16 protein-coding genes are annotated in these 15,322 nt (G+C 69.4%); 8 read left to right on the top strand and 8 right to left on the bottom strand.

The genetic code is table 11. The features are described from left to right. Window positions 1–67: 67 nt before the first annotated feature. Both ACWGSK_RS12850 and ACWGSK_RS12845 read right to left on the bottom strand, forming a co-directional pair. Window positions 68–1,162 (bottom strand): PhoH family protein, encoded by a 1,095-nt coding sequence (locus tag ACWGSK_RS12850; RefSeq protein WP_358512014.1) that lies wholly within the window; start codon window positions 1,160–1,162, stop codon window positions 68–70. Between the two features lie 216 nt (window positions 1,163–1,378). Next, window positions 1,379–1,729, bottom strand: a complete 351-nt coding sequence (locus ACWGSK_RS12845) for a histidine triad nucleotide-binding protein (RefSeq protein ID WP_358512017.1) — start codon at window positions 1,727–1,729, stop codon at window positions 1,379–1,381. Between the two features lie 341 nt (window positions 1,730–2,070). On the opposite strand from ACWGSK_RS12845, the gene ACWGSK_RS12840 reads away from it, so the two are divergent. Next, window positions 2,071–2,601, top strand: coding sequence for a SigE family RNA polymerase sigma factor (locus tag ACWGSK_RS12840; protein ID WP_358512126.1), 531 nt, complete (start codon window positions 2,071–2,073; stop codon window positions 2,599–2,601). Then, window positions 2,598–3,311, top strand: coding sequence for a hypothetical protein (locus tag ACWGSK_RS12835; protein ID WP_358512020.1), 714 nt, complete (start codon window positions 2,598–2,600; stop codon window positions 3,309–3,311). The genes ACWGSK_RS12840 and ACWGSK_RS12835 overlap by 4 nt, the downstream gene beginning before the upstream one ends. Window positions 3,312–3,397: 86 nt before the next feature. Here the strand turns inward: ACWGSK_RS12835 and ACWGSK_RS12830 are convergent, their stop codons facing one another. The 3 genes from ACWGSK_RS12830 to hrcA are packed head-to-tail and all read right to left on the bottom strand — an operon-like array spanning window position 3,398 to window position 6,301. Continuing rightward, on the bottom strand, window positions 3,398–4,135 hold the full coding sequence (locus tag ACWGSK_RS12830; protein ID WP_452455887.1) for a 16S rRNA (uracil(1498)-N(3))-methyltransferase: 738 nt from the start codon (window positions 4,133–4,135) through the stop codon (window positions 3,398–3,400). Then, window positions 4,132–5,283: a molecular chaperone DnaJ gene (dnaJ, locus tag ACWGSK_RS12825; protein ID WP_358512026.1), complete on the bottom strand. Its 1,152-nt coding sequence runs from the start codon at window positions 5,281–5,283 to the stop codon at window positions 4,132–4,134. The genes ACWGSK_RS12830 and dnaJ overlap by 4 nt, the downstream gene beginning before the upstream one ends. A 4-nt stretch (window positions 5,284–5,287) precedes the next feature. Next, the gene (gene hrcA / locus ACWGSK_RS12820; protein WP_067605768.1) at window positions 5,288–6,301 is read right to left on the bottom strand and encodes a heat-inducible transcriptional repressor HrcA; all 1,014 of its coding nucleotides are present in this window, start codon (window positions 6,299–6,301) and stop codon (window positions 5,288–5,290) included. A gap of 177 nt (window positions 6,302–6,478) precedes the next feature. Here hrcA and ACWGSK_RS12815 point away from each other — a divergent pair, with 177 nt between their 5' ends. Then, complete coding sequence (locus ACWGSK_RS12815; protein WP_452455886.1) at window positions 6,479–7,318, top strand: DUF3097 domain-containing protein; 840 nt, start codon at window positions 6,479–6,481, stop codon at window positions 7,316–7,318. A 40-nt stretch (window positions 7,319–7,358) separates the two neighbouring features. Here the strand turns inward: ACWGSK_RS12815 and ACWGSK_RS12810 are convergent, their stop codons facing one another. Next, a complete protein-coding gene (locus ACWGSK_RS12810) occupies window positions 7,359–7,850 on the bottom strand; it encodes a hypothetical protein (protein ID WP_452455885.1) in 492 nt (163 codons plus the stop codon). Here ACWGSK_RS12810 and ACWGSK_RS12805 point away from each other — a divergent pair. Together ACWGSK_RS12805 and ACWGSK_RS12800 are read left to right on the top strand one after the other, a co-directional pair. After that, window positions 7,839–8,168 (top strand): DUF4870 domain-containing protein, encoded by a 330-nt coding sequence (locus ACWGSK_RS12805; RefSeq protein WP_358512036.1) that lies wholly within the window; start codon window positions 7,839–7,841, stop codon window positions 8,166–8,168. The genes ACWGSK_RS12810 and ACWGSK_RS12805 overlap by 12 nt on opposite strands. Window positions 8,169–8,201: 33 nt before the next feature. Then, entirely contained in the window at window positions 8,202–8,843 is a 642-nt protein-coding gene (locus tag ACWGSK_RS12800; protein WP_452455884.1) for a DUF4870 domain-containing protein, read from the top strand. 75 nt (window positions 8,844–8,918) lie between these two features. Here the strand turns inward: ACWGSK_RS12800 and hemW are convergent, their stop codons facing one another. Next, the gene (gene hemW, locus ACWGSK_RS12795) at window positions 8,919–10,151 is read right to left on the bottom strand and encodes a radical SAM family heme chaperone HemW (protein WP_452455883.1); all 1,233 of its coding nucleotides are present in this window, start codon (window positions 10,149–10,151) and stop codon (window positions 8,919–8,921) included. A gap of 257 nt (window positions 10,152–10,408) precedes the next feature. On the opposite strand from hemW, the gene ACWGSK_RS12790 reads away from it, so the two are divergent. Continuing rightward, window positions 10,409–10,954: a hypothetical protein gene (locus ACWGSK_RS12790; protein WP_452455882.1), complete on the top strand. Its 546-nt coding sequence runs from the start codon at window positions 10,409–10,411 to the stop codon at window positions 10,952–10,954. Window positions 10,955–11,064: 110 nt separating this feature from the next. On the opposite strand, the gene ACWGSK_RS12785 is transcribed toward ACWGSK_RS12790, so the two are convergent. Next, window positions 11,065–12,132: a LacI family DNA-binding transcriptional regulator gene (locus tag ACWGSK_RS12785; protein ID WP_358512048.1), complete on the bottom strand. Its 1,068-nt coding sequence runs from the start codon at window positions 12,130–12,132 to the stop codon at window positions 11,065–11,067. Between the two features lie 96 nt (window positions 12,133–12,228). Here ACWGSK_RS12785 and ACWGSK_RS12780 point away from each other — a divergent pair, with 96 nt between their 5' ends. Both ACWGSK_RS12780 and ACWGSK_RS12775 read left to right on the top strand, forming a co-directional pair. Further along, window positions 12,229–13,830 (top strand): glycoside hydrolase family 13 protein, encoded by a 1,602-nt coding sequence (locus ACWGSK_RS12780; protein ID WP_452455881.1) that lies wholly within the window; start codon window positions 12,229–12,231, stop codon window positions 13,828–13,830. 142 nt (window positions 13,831–13,972) lie between these two features. Beyond that, a complete protein-coding gene (locus ACWGSK_RS12775; RefSeq protein WP_452455880.1) occupies window positions 13,973–15,205 on the top strand; it encodes a sugar ABC transporter substrate-binding protein in 1,233 nt (410 codons plus the stop codon). The last annotated feature ends 117 nt before the right edge of the window (window positions 15,206–15,322 follow it).

Genomic DNA, 15,322 nt, shown 5'->3' with positions numbered 1-15,322 from the left:
CGTATCCGACAGCGGTGGGCCCGCGCGTTCGGCGGACCCACCGGCCGGTGTCACTACGTACTCTTCCTCAGTCTGCCCGCTCCGGGCCGTCCCCGGAGACGTCCTCTCCCCGGGTGTCGCCCGCGGGTCGGCGCCCGCGACGGGGCCGCGACCCACCCGCGTCGCCGCCGCGCCCGCTCTGAGCGGCGTCGTAGCGGCCGTAGGCGTCGACGATCTGCCCCACGAGCTTGTGCCTGACGACGTCCTCACTGGTCAGCCGGCAGAAGGCGATGTCGTCGATATCACGCAGGATGTTCTCGATGGTGCGCAGCCCGCTGGTCTGTCCACCGGGCAGGTCCACCTGGGTGACGTCACCGGTGACCACGATCTTGGACCCGAAGCCCAAACGCGTGAGGAACATCTTCATCTGCTCCGGCGAGGTGTTCTGCGCCTCGTCCAGGATGATGAAGGAGTCATTGAGGGTCCGGCCACGCATGTACGCCAGGGGGGCGACCTCGATGGTGCCGGCGGCCATCAGCTTGGGGATGGAGTCCGGGTCGAGCATGTCGTGCAGGGCGTCGTAGAGCGGACGCAGGTAGGGGTCGATCTTGTCGTAGAGGGTGCCGGGCAGGAAGCCCAGGCGTTCACCGGCCTCGACCGCGGGGCGGGTGAGGATGATCCGGTTGACCTCCTTGTCCTGCAGGGCCTTGACCGCCTTGGCCATCGCCAGGTACGTCTTGCCGGTACCCGCCGGGCCGATGCCGAAGACCACGGTGCGCTGGTCGATGATGTCGACGTAGCGCTTCTGGTTCAGCGTCTTCGGGCGGATGGTCTTGCCCCGGTTGGACAGGATGTTGGTGGTGAGCACGTCCGCGGGGCGTTCGTCGCCCGGGGCGCCCAGCATGTGGATCATGCGCTCGATGGTGTCCGGGGTGACGTGCGTGCCGCTCTTGGCGAGTTCGATGAGCTCCTCCACGAGGCGGACCACGACGGCCGTCTCCTCGGGGTCTCCCTTGATCGTGAACTCGTTGCCGCGAACGTGGATGTCGCTGTCGAAGGCCCGCTCCAGCGCTCGGAGCAGTTCGTCACCCGAGCCGAGCAGGCTGATCATCGTGTGTTCGTCCGGCACCACGACCTTGACCTGACTGCCGGCGTCCGGGTGCGTGTGAGTTGAATCGGCCATGGTGTGGCCTTACGGCCGCTGTCCCTACCCTTCGGTCACAGACCCCTCGTCGGGGCCGGGTCCCGGGCCAGGCACCGCGGTCGACGGCGCCGTTCCGGCTCACCACGGGGGTTCGGTTCACCCGAAGTGGCCGGTGGGGCCCTGTGTTCGAGTCTACCAAGGCGGATCCGGCGGATTCGAGGAGTTTGTTCGCGCCCCACCGTCACTTCCGGCCACTCACCCGGGGGGCCAGTTGAGGCCACGACCTCCCAGGACGTGCGCGTGGAGGTGGAACACGGTCTGCCCGGCACCCGCGCCGGTGTTGAAGACGAGCCGGTATCCGGTCTCGTCGATGCCCTCGGCCACGGCGACCTCGTGGGCGTCCTGGACCAGGGCGTCCAGCAGGCCGGTGTCGTGGGCGGCCGCGGAGGCCGCGTCGGGGTGGTGGTCGCGCGGGATCACCAGGACGTGGGTTGGTGCCTGGGGGTTGATGTCACGGAAGGCCACCGTCCGCTCTCCCTCACGGACGATCTCCGCCGGCACCTCCCCCTCGACGATCTTGCAGAAAAGGCAGTCGGGGTCGGCCATCGCACACCTTCCATCATGGGACCCTCGCCGTGCGGCGGGGCCCGTACCCGGTTCGTCCGTGGACCATGATGCCGCAGTGGCCCGTAGGTCGCAGGGGACACAAGGAAGAGATGAACCCTCAACCTTTCCGGGATCGTACCGATCCCGGCTCCCCCCACGGGAGTGGGATACGGCACGATAGGCTTGGCGTCCGTGCGCGTCGAAGTGTCCATTCCACCTGCCCTTCGGCCGGATCCGGCGCGTTCGGACGGGATCGCACGACTACCTGGAAAAGAAGAGGTATGCCCTTTCGTAAACCCCGCGACAAGGGTGTGCGTCGAACAGACGTGACGACAGAAACCATGGTCGCCGGAGCCGGCACGGCGCCGCTCTCGGTCGAGTGGGACGCGGACCACGCCGTGACGGAGCTCTATCGAGAGCACTACCGTCCACTCGTTCGACTCGCCACCCTTCTCGTCCGGGACCACGCGACCGCCGAGGAGGTCGTCCAGGACGCCTTCGTGGCCATGCACGGAGCCTGGCGCCGGCTGCGAGACCCCAACAAGGCCCTCTCCTACCTGCGTCAAGCGGTGGTGAACAAGGCCAGGTCCGTCCTGCGTCACCGCGCCGTGGTCGAGAAGCACGCCCCCAAGGCCCTGCCTGACGCCCCCAGCGCCGAGCACGGGGCCATGAACCTGTTGGAACGCGAGGCCGTGATCCGCGCCCTGCGTAAACTTCCCACCCGCCAGCGAGAGGCCATCGTGCTCCGGTACTACGGTGACCTGTCCGAAGCACAGATCGCCGATGCCATGGGCATCAGCCGAGGCGCGGTCAAGAGCCACACCTCCCGTGGTGTTTCCGCGCTCCGCTCTGCACTGGAGCAGACCTCATGAGCAGCCCCAACGATCCGAACGAGATGGAGTTCGAGAACCGACTCCGGCAGGCCCTGCACGCCTCGGCCGACGAATTCACACCGTCGGCCGAGGGACTCAATCTGATCCGTGAGCGCACCGAACGCCGCCGTGGCGCGCTCTGGCTCGGTCTTCCCTGGCTACGCCCCGTCGCCGCGGTGGCGGGGGCCGTACTCATCGCCGGTTCGGTGATCATGTCGAACCCCCAAGTGCGCGACCAGGTGATGGAGATCGTGCCCGCCGGGGCGGACCGCGAGGACACCCCTCCCGCCGCCGGTGAGGAGCAGGGCGGTGACGCGTCCGCTTCGTCCACCGCGAGCGACTCCGCGACCGGGACCAGCCACCCCACCGAGAAGCCCGAGGAGGGTTCCGAGGCCTCCCCCTCTCCGGAGGACGAGGAGGACACGGAGGAGGAGGGCGTGGAGTCCACCTCCAGCTGCCCGCCCAAGGACGAGGTCACGCCCACGGCGACCGACTCCGAGCGGGACAAGGAGGAGCGGGACGCGGCTTCGGCCGATCCCGAGTGCGACCCGGAACAGGAGCCGACCGAGGAACCGACCGGCCCCGGCACGGACCCCGGCACCGCCCCGGAGGACGACCCCGAGGACGACGAGTCCCCCGGTGGCGGCACCCCCGGTAACGGGAACAACGGCGGCGGCGGTACCGAGGACGAGCTTCCCAGCGCCCAGTGACCCGGGTGGCATGAGGACTCCGGTGGTGTGACACCGAGAAAACGAGGAGGACCCGCGCCTACGGCGCGGATCCTCCTCGTTTCGTTCTACCAGCGCCCGGTTCGGGCCTGGAGCAATGACAGGGCCGCCACCCCCGCGGTGGAGGTGCGCAGGACCGAATCGCCCAGCAGAGCCCGGACGGCACCCGCCTCGTCGAACGCGGCGAGCTCCGCTTCGGACACTCCGCCCTCGGGCCCCACCACCAGTACGACCTCGGTGACGGAGTCCGGCAGCGGCAGTCGGGACAACCGTTCGGTCGCGTCCTCGTGCAGGACCACCGACAGGTCGGCCTCGGCCAGCAACGCCGCCGCACCCTTGCGGTCGACGGGTTCGGTGACCTCGGGCAGGCGCGCCCTGCGGGCCTGTTTGCTGGCCTCCCGGGCCACGGCCCGCCACTTGGCGAGGGCTTTGGCGCCCCGGTCGCCCTTCCACTGGGTGACACACCGTTCCGCGGCCCAGGGGACGATGGTGTCGACCCCGACCTCGGTCATCGTCTCCACCGCGAGCTCCCCCCGGTCCCGTTTGGGCAGGGCCTGGAGCACGGTCAGACGGGGACGCGGCTCGGGTTCGTCGAGGCGTTCGAGAACCCGGCACAGGAGGGCTTCCTTGCCGAGGACCTCCACCACCTCACACCGCGCCCGTGAGCCGAGACCGTCGGAGAGATCGACGGTCTCGCCCTCACGGACGCGTCGGACCGCGGCGGCGTGCCGCCCCTCGGGCCCGTCGAGCCGGATCCGGTCGGCGGCCAGGGCCGCGGTGTCGACCAGGAATACCGGTGGGGTCACTTGCCGGCGCCGAAGGCGTCACGGATCTTGGAGAAGAACCCGCCGTGGCCGGGGCTGAACCGGCCCGGGTTCTGGTCCTCCCCGCGCAGTTCGGCGAACTTGCGCAGCAGGACCTCCTGCTCCTCGTCGAGCTTGCTCGGCGTCTCCACGTCCACCCGGATGCGCAGGTCGCCCCGTCCACCACCGTCGAGGTGGCTGACGCCCTTGCCGGGAAGGGTGATGACGTGTCCGGAGTTGGTGCCCGGGCGCAGGTCGATGTTCTCTGTGCCGTCGAGGGTGTCGAAGGCGAAGGAGGCGCCCAGCGCGGCCGCGGTCATCGGCACGGCGATGGTGCAGTGCAGGTCGTCACCGTGACGCTCGAAGGTCGGGTGCGACTTCTGGACGATCTCCAGGATGATGTCGCCGCGCGGTCCGCCGTTGGGGCCGACCTCGCCCTCTCCCGCGAGCTGGATGCGGGTGCCGTCGTCGACACCGGCGGGGATCTTGACTGTGCGGGTGACCTTCTCGCGGACCCGCCCCTCACCGGCGCAGTCGCCGCAGGGGTTGGTGATGACCGAGCCCTGGCCCGAGCACTGCGGGCAAGGGCGCGAGGTCATGACCTGGCCCAGGAAGGAGCGCGTGACCTGGGATACCTCACCCTGGCCATGGCACATGTCGCAGGTGGTTCGCTGTGAACCGGCCGCCGTCCCCTCACCCTGGCAGGTGTCGCACAGGATGGCGGTGGGGAAGGTGATCTCCTTGCTGACGCCGAACGCGGTCTCGACCAGGTCCAGCTCGATGCGGATCTTGATGCTGCGTCCGCGCCGGACCCGCTCGCGCGGGCCCCGCCCACCGGGCTGGCCGCCGCCGAAGAAGGCGTTCATTATGTCGTCGAAGGCGAAGCCGCCCGCGCCACCGAAGCCGCCGGCGCCGCCACCGCCTCCGCCACCGGGGGCGAAGGGGTCGTGACCCATGTCGAACATCCGACGCTTGTTCTCGTCGGAGAGGACCTCGTAGGCCTGGGTCACCTCTTTGAAGCGATCCTGGGTCGCCGGGTCGGGGTTGACGTCCGGATGCAGCTCGCGCGCGAGCCGCCTGTACGCCTTCTTGATCTCGTCCTTGGACGCGTCGCGACGCACCCCGAGAACCTGGTAATAGTCTCTGGCCACTGAGTTACTGTCCTGCCAAAATCTGTCCGACATACCGAGCCACCGCACGGACGGCGCCCATCGTCCCCGGGTAGTCCATCCGGGTGGGTCCCACCACACCGATCTTGGCCAGCGACTGGTTTCCCACACCGTAGTCGGCCGACACGATGGAGGTGGACCGAAGGCCCTCGTGGAAGTTCTCGGCGCCGATGCGCACCGTGAGCATCGAGGGGTCCTTCGCCTCACCCAACAAACGGATGAGGACCATGTTCTCTTCCAGTGCTTCGAGCACGTCCCGCAGACTCGCCGCGAAGTCGACCGCGGCGAGGTTGGCGGTTCCCGCCAGTACGATCTTCTCCTCGTGTCGTTCGACGAGGCTCTCCAGCAGGACCGAGAGGACGGCGACCGCCACGGGCCGGTCCTCCGGGGCAACCTGCGCGGGGAGGTCGTCCACCGCGTCCGGTACGTCACCGAGGTGCTTCCCGGATATGGCGCGGTTGAGCATGTTGCGCAGATCGTCGACCACCTTCTCGTCGACGACGCCCAGACCGTCGATGACGCGCTGTTCGACCCGTCCGGTGTTGGTGATGACGACCATCATGATGCGTTGGCCGCCCAGGGGTACGAGTTCCACGTGCTGCACCGACGAACGGGTCAGCGACGGGTATTGGACGATCGCGACCTGACGGGTGAGCTGCGCGAGCAACCGCACCGTGCGGGCGACGATCTCGTCGAGGTCCACGGCACCGCCGAGGAAGGACTCGATGGCGCGGCGTTCGGCGGCCGAGAGCGGCTTGACCGAGGAGAGCCGGTCCACGAACAGGCGGTATCCCTTGTCCGTGGGCACTCGCCCCGCGCTGGTGTGCGGCTGGGCTATGTACCCGTCCTCCTCCAGCGCGACCATGTCGTTGCGGATGGTCGCCGGGGAGACACCGAGCGGGTGTCGGTCGGCCAACGACCTGGAACCGACGGGCTCGTTGGTGTTGACGAAATCCTCGACGACGGCACGCAGGACCGCGAGCTTGCGCTCATCCAGCAACTCGCCACCTCCTGGCACTCCGTGGTCCTCAGTGCTAATTCTATGCCCGACCGCAAACGCGTGTGGGTACCCGCCGGTAGTAACACGGGAGCGAGGCCGTCTTCTTCCCGACGGATCGGCGACGTGCGCCACCCGACCACGCGGTTCCTGAGCCTGTCACCAGTACACTGCGGCACCGTGGTTACCAATGGAACCGGCCGTTACGGCCGCGACGTTCTGGCCGGAGACCGGCGACTCCCCAAGAAGGGCACGGTGCCCGAGATCCCACTCGACCACGACCTGGTGGTCGAGGACGCCGACGAGACGTTCTGTGGGGCGGTGGTGGCCTGGGACAAGGCCACGGTGACCCTGGAGGACCGTGACGGTGGTCGCCGGGTGTTCGAGTTGGCACCCGCCGCGTTCCTGGTGGACGGGAGACCGGTGACGCTGGTGCGCCCCACCGCGAAGCCGAAGGGCCCGCTGCGCAGCGCCTCGGGATCGATCGCGGTGACCGGCGCGCGGGCGCGTACCGCGCGGGAGAGCCGTATCTACGTCGAGGGCGCGCACGACGCCGAGCTCGTGGAGAAGGTGTGGGGTCACGACCTGCGGGTGGAGGGCGTGGCCGTGGAGTTCCTGGAGGGTGTGGACGACCTGCCCGCGGTGGTGGCGGAGTTCGCCCCCGGGCCGGGGCGCCGGTTGGGTGTGCTGGTGGACCATCTGGTGCCCGGGTCCAAGGAGAGTCGTATCGCCGAGCGGGTGCGCGGCGAGGACGTGCTGGTGGTCGGGCACCCGTATGTGGACGTGTGGCAGGCGGTCCGGCCGGGCGCGGTCGGGATCGGGGCCTGGCCGCGGGTGCCGCGTGGACTCCCGTGGAAGGAGGGGGTCGTGGACGCCCTGGGGTGGCGGATGGAGACGGGTGAGGCATGGCGCCGCATCCTGGGGTCGGTGCGCGGCTATGGTGACCTCGAACCCTCCCTGTTGGGACGTGTCGAGGAGCTCATCGACTTCGTCACGGGCCCCCATCCCCTGGAAGACTAGGCTTGCGGGACCACCGGCCCCACCATTCGGGCACGTCCGATCAGCATCCCCGACAGCGGATCCAAGGAAGACCATGAGCGAGACTCCGTCGAATCCCCCGTCCCCGGACGAGCCGCAGGGGCAGCAACGGCCTCCGCTGCCGCCACAGGCGCCGCAGGCGCCCCCACAGCAGGGCGGGCCGGGGTACGGGCGGACGCCCGGGCCGCATCCGCAGCAGCCCCCGGGCGCCCGGCCCGGTCCCGGTCCCGGTCAGCAGTATCCGCCTCAGCAGCCGCAGCAGCAGGCCCAGATGCCGCAGCAGTACGCGCAGCGGCCACCCCAGCAGGGACAGCCGGGTTTCGCCCCGCCCGCATCCGCGCGACCCGCCGACCACGGGCAGCAGTACGCGCAGCAGCCGCAGGCGCCACAGCAGGGGTTCGCCCAGCAGCCCCAGCAGGTTCCCGGGCAGCAGCCCTACGTTCAGCAGGGGTACGCGCGGCAGCCCCAGCGGTCGAGCGGCGACGATGGCATCCTGGTCGCGATGTCGGCGCACCTGACCGGCTTCATGATCGCCTTCCTCGGCTGGATCCCGCCGCTGGCCATCTACTTCGCCAAGCGCAACACGTCGCCGTTCGTGCGGCACCACGCCGCCGAGGCCGCGAACTTCCAGATCACGATGCTGATCCCTTACGTGTTCGCGGGGGTTCTGTACGTTGGTCTGGGTATCTTCTTCGGGAACCTGGCGTGGATCGGTTCCCTTCTCATCGCCCTCGTATGGATCCTTTCCATCGTCTTCGGCGTCCTAGGGGCCTCAGGCGCGAACAAGGGGGCGTGGTACCGCTACCCGTTCAGCATCCGACTTCTCAAGTAGATACAGCTCTCGCACCGACAAGGAAACCGAGCCATGTCCTACCCCAACGGCCCATCTCCGGAGGATCCGTACTCCCAGCAGGGCGGCCAACCCGGTCAGCCCTCGGGCGGCTATCCCGCGCCCGACCAGGGCGGAGGATACCCGCCCCCGCCGCCCGGTCAGCCCGGCTATGGTCAGAGCGGCCCGCAGCAGCCCGGATATGACCAGGGTGGCCACCCGCAGCAGCCCGGCTACGGCCAGGGCGGTTACCCGCCGCCTCCCGGCTACGACCAGGGTGGTTACGCGCAGCAGGGCCAGTACGGCGGCTACGCCCCGCACCCCGGCATGCAGGGGTCCTCGGCGACCACCGGTCAGCCCAACCAGGACGAGCGCACCATGGGTCTGCTCAGTCACCTGAGCGGCATCCTGCTCGGCTTCCTCGGCCCGCTGATCTTCTTCCTGATCAAGAAGGACGAGTCCCCGTTCGTTCGCGACCAGGCCGCTCAGGCGCTGAACTTCCAGTTCATCCTGTTGATCGGCTACCTGATCTCGGCGGTGCTGTACATCATCTTCATCGGGGCCATCCTGCAGCTGGCCGTGTGGGTGTGCGCGGTCGTCTTCGGCATCCTCGGCGGCATCGCGGCCAACAAGGGCGAGTGGTACCGCTACCCGTTCAACGTCAGCTGGGTGAAGTAGTCTCCGGCCACGACCGGGGCTCGGCTTCGGCCGGGCCCCTTCGTCGTGTCCGGGTCGCGCGTTCGCCGGCGCGACTCAGGTGAGGTCGCGCACGACCGCGTCGGCGAGCAGACGGCCTCGGCGGGTCAGGGCGGCGTATCCGCGGGCGTGGGCTCCGGGTTCCAGCAGCCCCTCCCCCACCAGGCGTTCGGCGGTGGTCAGACCGGAGGCGTCGAGCAGCTCCAGGGGGCAGCCCTGTTCCATCCGTAGTTCGAGCAGGACGCGTTCGAAGCGGCGTTCGTCCTCGGTGAGGATCTCCCTGGCCTGTGCCGGCGTCTCCCGGGCGGCCAGGCGCGCGGCGTAGGCGGCCGGGTGCTTGACGTTCCACCAGCGGGTTCCACCGACGTGGCTGTGCGCGCCGGGGCCCACGCCCCACCAGTGCCCACCGGTCCAGTACAGCGAGTTGTGCGCGCTGCGGCCCTCGGGCGCGCGTGCCCAGTTGGAAACCTCGTAGGGGGTGTATCCGGCGGCGGCCAGGGCCTGGTCGGCCATGAGGTAGCGGTCGGCCATGGTGTCGTCGTCGGGTTCGGTGAGTTCGCCGCGGCGCACCCGGGCGGCCAGCCGGGTGCCCTCCTCGACGATGAGCGAGTAGGCGGAGACGTGATCGGGGCCCGCGCCGATCGCGGCCTCCAAGGACCCCGCCCAGTCGTCGTCGCTCTCACTCGGGGTGCCATAGATCAGGTCGAGGTTGACGTGCTCGAACCCGGCCTCACGTGCCCAGGCCACGCACTGTTCGGGCCGTCCGGGCGTGTGGCCTCGCTCCAGGACGCGCAGGACGTGCGGGCGGGCGCTCTGCATGCCGAAGGAGACCCGGCTGAAGCCGGCCTCGCGTAGGCGGCGCAGGTAGTCGAGGGTGACCGTCTCCGGGTTGGCCTCGGTGGTGACCTCGACGTCGGGGGTGAGACCGAAGCGGTCCCTGATGGCGGCCAGCACGCTCCCCAGGTCCTCGGCGGGCAGCAGGGTGGGCGTGCCGCCTCCGATGAACACGGTGCTCACCGGGGGGCGCTCGCCGGTCAGGACCTTGTCGGCGAGGTCGATCTCGGCGATGGCCTGTTCGGCGTAGGTCTCGCGGGAGGAGGTGGCGGTGCCGTCCCGGGAGACGAGTTCCTCGGCGGTGTAGGTGTTGAAGTCGCAGTAGCCGCATCGGGTGACGCAGAAGGGCACGTGGACGTAGAACCCGAGGGGCCGGTCGCCGAGTTCGGCGAGGGAGTGCGCGGGAAGCTCCCCGGTGCGGGGCACCGGTTCGCCGTCGAGGGCTACGGAAGGCATGTTCCCAGTGTCGCCGACGGGGCAGGGTGGGCGGGCACGGTCGCGGCCCGGCTGTGGCGGAGAGCTCGCGCCATCGAGAGCTCGGACACATACCGACCGGTCGCGGACGTGCGCGGGGGCGGTGATCCGGGGCTTTCCCGGAACGCCCGCCGAGGTGGGACCTTCGTCCTTGGCGGCCATTACCACCGGGCCTCGAAAGGCGCTCGTACAAGGGGTTGTCTTGGAGGTGACACAACAGTTCGGCGAGAGGACACACGATGTCCGACCACACGACCACCCCCCGGAGCGCGCCGATGGAGGAGCGACCCCTCATCGGGTCCCGCGCGGCCCGTTACGTCTTCGCCGTCACCCGGATCTCGATCGGCTGGGTGTTCCTGTGGGCCTTCTTCGACAAACTGCTGGGGCTGGGGTTCGCCACCCCCGCCGAAGCCGCCTGGATCAACGGGGCGAGCCCCACCGAAGGCTTCCTGACCAACGCGGTCGATGGCCCCTTCGCCGGAGCGTTCGGCTCGATCGCCGGGACGTTCTGGGCGGACCCGCTGTTCATGGCGGGGCTGCTGGGCATCGGAGCCGCCCTGGTCCTGGGCGTCGGTGAGAGGATCGCCGCCGCCACGGGCGCGTTGATGATGATCCTGATGTGGGCGGCGGTGCTGCCCTTGGAGACCAACCCGTTCATGGACGACCACATCGTCTACGCCCTGGTGCTGGTGGGCCTGGCGTGCGTGCGGTCGGCCGAAACCCTCGGGCTGGGTCGCTGGTGGGGTTCCACCGCCCTGGTCCGCGGGTTCCCCGCCCTGCGGTGACCGGAGCTCCCGTCCCGCGGTGGGTGCGGGACGGGAAACGGGGGTGCGTGCGCGCGGCACGCACCCCCCTTTTCGTGTTCGTGTCTCTTCGTGTTCGGGCGCCCGGCCGGTCAGTGGCCCTGGGCGGCGACCCTGGGTTGGTGTCGGGAGGGCGCCGCGACGGTGTGGGAGGGGGCGGCCGGTACCGCGGTGGTGGAGCCGCGCACGACCAGTTCGGGGTCGAAGACGTACTCGGCGTGGGAGACGGGGTGTCCGGCGATCTCGTCGCACAGGGCTCGCACGGCGGCCATCGCCATGGCGTTGATCGGCTGCCGGACGGTGGTCAGGGGCGGGTCGGTGAAGGCGATGAGCTGGGAGTCGTCGTAGCCGACCACGGAGAAGTCCTGGGGGACGCGCAGACCGCGCTGGCGGGCGGCGCGGATGGCGCCCAGCGCCATGATGTCGGATCCGCAGACCATGGCGGTGACACCGCGTTCGATGAGGCGGTTCGCGGCGGCGTGCCCGCCCTCGACCCCGAACAGGGAGAGTTCGACGAGGTCGTCGGCGTCCAGGCCGTGTTCGGTCAGCGCCTGATGGAAGCCCTCCAGCTTGCGGTGGACCGGGACGTAGCGCTCGGGTCCGCTGGTGAAGCCGATGCGGGTGTGGCCGAGGGCGACCAGGTGGTTGACGGCCAGACGGCCGGCCTCACGGTCGTCGGCGGAGATGAACGCCGCGGGGATGGCGTCGGAGTAGCCGTTGACCAGCACGATCGGCAACCGTCTGGCGACCAGGGCGTGGTAGCGCTCGTGCGAGGCGGAGGTGTCGGCGTGCTTGCCCGAGACGAAGAGGATGCCGGAGACGTTGCGCTCCAGTAGCAGCTCGACGTATTCGTCCTCGGATATTCCGCCGGGGGTCTGGGTGCACAACACCGGGGTGTAGCCACGCTGGGCGAGGGCTCCCTCCGCGGCCTGGGCGAACATCGGGAAGACCGGGTTGTCGAGCTCGGGGATCACCATGCCGACCAACCCGGCGGAGCGTTGTCGCAGCCGCGCCGGACGCTCGTATCCAAGGACGTCGAGGGCGGTCAGGACGGCTTTTCGGGTGTCGCCGCCGACGCCGGGCTTGTCATTCAGCACCCGCGAGACGGTCGCCTCGCTGACGCCTGCGTGCCGCGCGATGTCGGCAAGTCGTGGACCCATAACGACAACTCTAGTCGAGATCGGCGTCACATGACAGAAAGTTGACGGTAATCTTGCGCAAGAACTTGCAGCCACTCTTACGGAAGGACCCCGCTGATGCAGCACGAGGCGCACTGGTGGCGTGAAGCAGCCATTTACCAGATCTATGTGCGCAGCTTCGCCGACTCCAACGGGGACGGAGAGGGTGACCTGGCGGGGATCCGCGAGCGTCTCCCCCACCTGACGGAGTTGGGCGTCGACGCGATCTGGTTGACCCCGTTCTACGTCTCCCCGCTCGCCGACGGCGGATACGATGTCGCCGACTATCGTGACGTCGACCCCCGGTTCGGTACCCTCGACGACTTCGACGCCCTGCTCAAGGACGCCCACGAACAGGGCATCCGTCTGATCATCGACGTCGTCCCCAACCACTCCTCCTCGGAGCACGTGTGGTTCCGCGAGGCCGTGGCCGCCGAACCGGGCGACCCGGCTCGCGCGCGCTACATCTTCCGGGACGGCAAGGGCGCCGACGGCGAGGAGCCGCCGAACAACTGGAAGTCGATCTTCGGCGGTCCGGCCTGGACCCGCCTCACCCGCCCCGACGGCACCCCCGAACAGTGGTACCTGCACCTGTTCGACCCCGGTCAGCCCGACTTCGACTGGACCCACCAGGAGGTGCACGACGAGTTCGACGACGTCCTGCGCTTCTGGTTGGACCGTGGGGTGGACGGCTTCCGGATCGACGTCGCGCACGGCATGGTCAAGGACCCGGCCCTGCCCGACATCGACCCCGACGCCAAGGCCGACATGCTCGACGGCAGCACCTCGCTGCCGTACTTCGACCAGGACGGCGTGCACGAGATCTACCGTCGTTGGTCGCGGATCGCGTCCACCTACGAGGGCGATCGCGCCCTGGTGGCGGAGGCCTGGGTCGAGGACTCGAACCGGATCGCGCGCTACCTGCGTCCGGACGAGCTGCACCAGGCGTTCAACTTCGAGTACCTGACCGCCCCCTGGGACGCGGCCCGGCTGCGCGAGGTGATCGACGGTTCCCTGAAGGCCAACGGGGCCGTTGGCGCCACCACCACTTGGGTGCTGTCCAACCACGACGTCGTCCGGCACGTGACCCGCTTCGGCGACGGCGAGCAGGGCCTGCGTCGTGCGCGCGCGGCCACGCTGCTCATGCTCGGCCTGCCCGGTTCCGCGTACATCTACCAGGGCGAGGAGCTGGGTCTTTCGGAGGTCACCGACCTGCCCGAGGAAGCGTTGCAGGACCCCAATTGGGAGCGTTCGGGTCGTACCGAGCGCGGCCGTGACGGGTGCCGTGTGCCGCTGCCCTGGGAGGGCGAGGAGGCGCCGTTCGGGTTCGGTCCCGAGGGTTCCACCCCGTGGCTGCCCATGCCCGAGCGTTGGGCCGGGTCGACCCGGGCCGACCAGAGCGGTGTGGAGGGCTCCACCCTGGAGCTGTACAAGACCGCGCTGCGGCTGCGTCGGGAGCTGGACGCCCTGGGCGACGGCTCCATGAACTGGCTGGAGTCGCCCGAGGGTGTCCTGTACTTCGAGCGCGAGCCCGGTGTTCGGGTGGCCGTGAACATGACCGAGGCGCCGGTGGAGCTGTCCGCCTCCGGTGAGGTCCTGGTCGCCAGTGGCCCGGGTGTCGAGGTGTCCGAGGGCACCTTGACGCTGCCCGCCGAGAGCTCGGCCTGGCTGAGCGTCTGATCACCGACGCCGGGCGGTCCTCGTCCCGGACCGCCCGGCGTCACCCCCTGTTTCACCCCTGCTTCACCCCCAGATCCCCTGATGCGGGGCCACCCCTTCCGTGTGTCCACGGTCCCCGCCGGCTCTTCCTTTGGAGTGCATCATGAGGAAACTTCCTCTCTCACTGTGCGCGGGCACGCTGGCGTTGACCCTGGTCGCGTGTTCGGGCGCGGAGGAGGTCGACGACTACTCGTCGATCCCCTTGACCATCTGGGCCGACGAGGACCGCGCGCAGGCCATGCGGACCTTCGCGGAGGCCTTCTCCCGTGACGTCAACCAGGAGGTGGAGGTGATCGTGATCGACCACGAGGAGCTGCGCGCCAGCTTCCTGAGTTCGCACGCCACCGGCCTGGGTCCGGACCTCCTGGTCGGCCCCCATGACTGGACGGGTGAACTGGCCGCGGCGGAGTCGATCGTTCCGGTGGGACTGGACCCCTCCCGGTCCGACCTGTTCTCACCGGGCGCCTTGGAGGCGGTCGGTTACGACGGCGAGGTGTACGGGGTTCCGTACGCCACCGAGAACCTGGGGCTGTTCCGCAACACGGACCTGGTCCCGGAGGCACCGGAGTCGATCGAGGACATGGCCCGGATCGGGAAGGACCTCGTGGACGCGGGGTCGGTCGATCAGGCGTTGAGTCTGCAGGTCGGCGAGGAGGGCGACGCCTACCACATCCACCCGTTCTTCACCTCGGCCGGTGGCTACCTGTTCGGCGAGGACGAATCGGGCGACCCGGACCCCACCGAGTTGGGGGTGGCGGCGCCCGAGTCGATCGCGGCCTTCGAGAAGTTGGCCGAACTCGGCGAGGACGGTTCGGGGTTGCTCGATCGCGACACCACCGCCGACAACGCCACCGACCTGTTCGCCACGGGCGCGGCCCCCTTCCTGGTCAGCGGCCCCTGGAGCGTCTCCACCATCGAGACGAACGGGATCCCGTTCGAGGTGAGCCCGATCCCCGGGTTCGCCGACGGCGCCGAGGCACGCTCCCTGATCGGTGTGCAGACGTTCTTCGTGGCCTCCGGCGCGGCCGAGCCGACGTTGGCCCAGGAGTTGGCCGAGGCCTTCCTCGCCGACCCCGAACTATCGGTGATCCTGTACGAGTCCGACCCCCGTGTGCCCGCGCTGGACGCGGCGATGGAGATGGTGGCCGGCCAGGACCCCCACGTGGAGGCGTTCCAGCGGGCCGGGGAGGGCGGCATCCCCATGCCCGCGATCCCGGAGATGGAGGCCGTGTGGAACCCGTTCTCCCAGGCGACCGCGGACATCATCGGTGGAGCCGACCCGGCGGATGCGCTGACCGAGGCCGAACAACTGATCCTGGAGAGCTTCAGCCCCTGAACCGGCCCCTCGAACGAGCACCGGTTCGTGCACTCCGAGTGACCATCACCCGACTGTTTCCAGGGTGTATCCACATCTTTATCCCCAGAGTTTGCAAGGACTTTCATGTCCTGCAAG

Source organism: Nocardiopsis sp. NPDC055551 (assembly GCF_053619415.1).
The sequence above is the reverse complement of the archived record's forward strand: the minus strand, read 5'-3'. Positions and strand labels throughout refer to the sequence as shown.

What these genes read in the sequence shown, in the direction of transcription:
- ACWGSK_RS12850 (WP_358512014.1), bottom strand. Translation starts at nt 1,162, where the DNA reads ATGGCCGATTCAACTCACACGCACCCGGACGCCGGCAGTCAGGTCAAG.
- ACWGSK_RS12845 (WP_358512017.1), bottom strand. Translation starts at nt 1,729, where the DNA reads ATGGCCGACCCCGACTGCCTTTTCTGCAAGATCGTCGAGGGGGAGGTG.
- ACWGSK_RS12840 (WP_358512126.1), top strand. Translation starts at nt 2,071, where the DNA reads ATGGTCGCCGGAGCCGGCACGGCGCCGCTCTCGGTCGAGTGGGACGCG.
- ACWGSK_RS12835 (WP_358512020.1), top strand. Translation starts at nt 2,598, where the DNA reads ATGAGCAGCCCCAACGATCCGAACGAGATGGAGTTCGAGAACCGACTC.
- ACWGSK_RS12805 (WP_358512036.1), top strand. Translation starts at nt 7,839, where the DNA reads ATGTCGGCGCACCTGACCGGCTTCATGATCGCCTTCCTCGGCTGGATC.
- ACWGSK_RS12800 (WP_452455884.1), top strand. Translation starts at nt 8,202, where the DNA reads ATGTCCTACCCCAACGGCCCATCTCCGGAGGATCCGTACTCCCAGCAG.
- hemW (WP_452455883.1), bottom strand. Translation starts at nt 10,151, where the DNA reads ATGCCTTCCGTAGCCCTCGACGGCGAACCGGTGCCCCGCACCGGGGAG.
- ACWGSK_RS12790 (WP_452455882.1), top strand. Translation starts at nt 10,409, where the DNA reads ATGTCCGACCACACGACCACCCCCCGGAGCGCGCCGATGGAGGAGCGA.
- ACWGSK_RS12785 (WP_358512048.1), bottom strand. Translation starts at nt 12,132, where the DNA reads ATGGGTCCACGACTTGCCGACATCGCGCGGCACGCAGGCGTCAGCGAG.
- ACWGSK_RS12780 (WP_452455881.1), top strand. Translation starts at nt 12,229, where the DNA reads ATGCAGCACGAGGCGCACTGGTGGCGTGAAGCAGCCATTTACCAGATC.
- ACWGSK_RS12775 (WP_452455880.1), top strand. Translation starts at nt 13,973, where the DNA reads ATGAGGAAACTTCCTCTCTCACTGTGCGCGGGCACGCTGGCGTTGACC.